3 protein-coding genes are annotated in these 3,984 nt (G+C 43.1%); 1 reads left to right on the top strand and 2 read right to left on the bottom strand.

Going from position 1 to position 3,984, the window contains the following annotated elements; genetic code table 11:
• On the bottom strand, nt 1-761 hold a 761-nt coding region (locus ACESM0_RS13165), incomplete at its 3' end, for a DUF4140 domain-containing protein (RefSeq protein WP_372906663.1).
• 284 nt (nt 762-1,045) lie between these two features.
• On the opposite strand from ACESM0_RS13165, the gene ACESM0_RS13160 reads away from it, so the two are divergent.
• A complete protein-coding gene (locus ACESM0_RS13160) occupies nt 1,046-1,231 on the top strand; it encodes a hypothetical protein (protein WP_372906662.1) in 186 nt (61 codons plus the stop codon).
• A 902-nt stretch (nt 1,232-2,133) separates the two neighbouring features.
• Here the strand turns inward: ACESM0_RS13160 and ACESM0_RS13155 are convergent.
• Nucleotides 2,134-3,984 (bottom strand): TonB-dependent receptor family protein (locus tag ACESM0_RS13155; protein WP_372906661.1); only part of this gene is annotated, 1,851 nt, incomplete at its 5' end.

The following is a 3,984-nucleotide window of genomic DNA, read 5'->3' as shown; positions in this document are numbered from 1 at the left end:
TCCTGGTATATCTCGGCCTTGTAATCGAGAGTAAGAGGAGAGTCTGCCCCGGAATAGCGGACGTCGTAGGAGGGAGTCCAGCCTGCACGATATGCTACATATGAGAGCTCCAGGGTGATGGTTTGATCTCTCTGTGAATCGATCACTGCCACTGCTTCATTGCTTTGCCGTCGAATTTCATTCTCCAGCTCGTTAATCTTGCGGTTTATCTCACCCAGGTTTTCGCTGTGCCTGCCCAACTCCTTGTCCGTTTCGATTTTTCGTGATTCGATAGTTCGATATCGCTCACGGTAATACTCCATGGCTTCTTTCAGTCCGGAGAGCTCTACTCCCTGACCACCGGTCAGTGATTGATTGGCCGCAAGCAGATTCAGTTCCCGGGTAAGATTGGTTTGATCGGCATTGAGAAGCGTAATTTCATCCTCCAGATTCTGTTTTATGACATTCAGAGAATCCGCTTTTTCCCGTTTTTCAATAGATCCTTCTCGGTTGAGCCGCGTATTGATGCTAAGGAGTGTTAAAGATCCTTTCTCTGTCCGTAAAGTTATGGTCTCTTCGTGAATTTGGCGCGTAAGCCCGGTAAACACCAGCTCACTGGTCCCGGCCGGCAGCTGTACTTCGGCAGATCTGTGGACAAGTGCTCCATCCCGATAAACCGTAACCTGATCGATTGTACTTTCTATTTGAACCGATTGCATTGACGCGTTACCGGTTTCAGTCTGAAAAGGAAGCAGGAGCAGAAAAGCAATGAATAGATTCATAAGAGGATGATTCGTTTGACTTGAGTCTGTAGAAGAAAGTAATAAAAATATCTTGCCTCCAAAGATTTAAAACGTTTTACCTTTGAAGTTATAAAAAACAAGAAACGTTAAGGAAATAGTTGGTTCAGGTGCTTTTAAACGTTCAAACTAAGCCACGGCAAAATGGCTATTGTAGTAAATTTATGATTTTCAGTTATTCAATTTCAGCTGTACATTAGATTCAGACTTTTTTGGTTGCTTTGTTGCCTAGTTGCCAAATTATTTAACCTATAAAACAGATAACGTTGACTAAAGATATTCTGATTGGGACAATTTTTGGTATCGTTCTTTTGACTGCCGGAATTTTAACCTTCATTCATGTAAGCAATGATCACGTAGAGTGCGAGACCGTTGTTGAGAATACCGTTGGTGCAAATGGGGAAGTCATTACGACCGAAAGGCACATCTGCAATGAGAGATTTAATTTTTAAATCTTCATTTCATTTAATTCTCTAAAAAAGAACATTGTGCGATTCAAATATTCATTAACTATTTCGTTTGGATGTTTGGCGGGCTCTGCCTGATTACGCTTTTTATTGAATTCCCATACAGAATCTATCAGGGTGTAGAATTTAGTCTATCTGCACAAACAATTGGGTACTATCTGATTTTTAGTTTTCTGTTTGGAATTTACCGTGTCTATTCCTCAAAGAAAATAATCGGCAGTTCTATAAAGTCTATATAATCAACCAATCAAACATGAGTTTGATATAAAAGTCTGAAATTGAACGTCAAAAGTTTCCTCCCAATCCAAGGATAGGCTCCAATCGAAGCGATTCCCACGCATGCGATTTAGGGGAGGTTGAAAGAAAATAAATTTCAAATTTATAACTTTAAAACTATGGCAATGAACGAGAACCATCCCCAGCCGCTGACATTACCCATATAATTTAGATATGTTTTTAAAAAGTTACTATGATTATAGAGGTACTATTCTTTTCTGTATTACTTTTGGGCCGCCAAAAGTAATCAAAAACTCCCGGCGGTGATTGCTTCCGGGCATGGTCTGCCCGCGCGGTTACACAACATCAATTGCTCGCGGGCGAGCAGATGTTGTGATGTCTCCCGCGCTCAGATGCAAACCATGCTAAACCTCCACCAATCAAGGCCGGAGGGTTCATTCATTCTTTTTTAGAATAAACTATGTTTTAAAATTGGGCTTAGGATTATATACGTTACAAAATCGAACACCTTATTTTATTGCTTTCTATGCAATAACATTACTAATTTTATGTAAGCCCCTCCATCTCTTCCTTAGGGAGAAGTGGAAACTCTTTTCCGGATCCTTATGCCGAATTCACGCTAATCTAATAAGTAGGCCGTCTCTCTTCTGCTAAATTTTTAATTGAAGCGTCATATAAAATGTGCGGGGCGGGGAAGGGATGATGCCCGGACCTGGATATCCGGTTGCGCGACGCGTGAAATACCAGTTGTTCAGAACGTTGTTAATGCCCGTCTCCAAAGTGAATTCTCTCCAGGAATAGGAAGCGGAGAAATCCAATACATCATACGCCGGAATTTCTCCGCGGATACCGCTCTGATTGTCAAATGGATTCTGTTCAGCATTGGATGCATCGGTATATTGACCGGAAACGTATGTGTATTGCAGGCTTGCTTTAAGATCTTTATATCCGGCATTGAACCCGGTCTTCAAATTCAGAAAAGGCACAAATTCTACCTGATTTCCTTCCACTCCGGAAATATCTGAATCAAGATACTCGGATTTTGTGAATGCTGTATTGGCGAATATGCTGAATTTCAGATCCCGGTTCTCTTTGATAATGTAAGGCAGAAGGTTTACCTCAACCAGACTCTCTATACCGTACATAAATGCCCGACCGATATTTCCGCGGAAACGAACTACTCGTCCGGTCTCTTCCTGCACGCCCTCTGCATTGATGCGGGTTTCCGCCCGTAAAAATTCACCAATACGATTGTCGTACATCAATCCGAAACCGCCTACGTCGTAGGAGATGTTATCTCCAAATCGGCCTCGGATACCAAAATCTGCAGTAAAGCCACTCTCGTCAGTAATTTCAGGATCAACCTGAAACGTAGGATTTACAATACGGATATCATTAAAAGTAACGGATCGATAATTTTGAGAGAAATTCCCATAAAATTCGGTTTTAGGTTCCGGCAGATAGCTGAGTCCGGCCCCCAACAAAACAAAGCTTCGTTCAAAATCCCGGTTGTCCTCGAAAGTTTCATTTTGAATGGGGTTTCCGGCCAGGTCAAAGTTTACTCGTTTAAACGAGCCTCGGCTTTGGGTGTTGATATACTCAAAACGAAAGCCGGGGGTGATGGATAAATTGTCTCTCAGATAGAAGATGTTCTCTCCAAAGACAGCCACATTACTATTCGGAAAAGTAAAGTCCGATTGGTTGGGGAAGTCAGGAAATTGTTCATCGGCCAGGGTGAAATTGGCCTCAGCGCTTGCAGTTCCGGGCCCCTGAACAGACGTATTTTTAGAGCTGTAATATTTTGAGCCGATCAGAAAAACGGAATTTCGGGATCCAATTTTGTAGCGATGCAGAAACCGGGCTTCGGCTCCCCAATTTTTGAATTCGCCAAGAATGAGATCGCGCGGTGCATTCAGATCATCCTCCTGTGAAACACGGTTGGTTCGGAAACCGAGGGATTTCCGGGAAGCACTAAGTCCAAAGGCCAACAGACTGAATTTGGTGCGGGATGAAAAGGTATGCTCGAGTTTTGCAGAGGCCAATTTCCAGTCCACTTCAAACCAGTTTCGGGTTCGATTGCTAACTTCCGGATTGCGATAAAATTGAGCATCGGTCAAACCTCCGGGCTGTTGTGCGAGATAGTACAGGTACGTAAAGTCTGCACTTAGTTTAGTGTTTTTACTCAGCTGATAGTCGGTGTAGATATAGGCATTCTGCGATTTAAAACCCGAATTTGGCCGAAATCCGTCTCCGTTTTTGTAGTTGAAAAATCCGTAGTAGCCTAGCTTTCCGGTAGTTCCGCTCAGGCTGTTGAAGGATGTGAAGAGTGCGTCTGAACCCACCGACTGGCGAGAGGTAAATACGAGATTTCTGTTTCGAACAGGTTTCTTCAGTTTGAAGTTGACCAGTCCACCGAACTGTGTACCATATTGAAGCGAAGCCGCTCCGCGAATCACCTGAATTTCATCCAGTGCCTCGGCGGTAGGGGTGTAGTAACTTTC

The sequence above is a fragment of the Rhodohalobacter sp. genome (assembly GCF_041686455.1).
Lineage (GTDB): Bacteria > Bacteroidota > Rhodothermia > Balneolales > Balneolaceae > Rhodohalobacter.
This window is presented reverse-complemented; position numbering and strand designations above follow the sequence as displayed.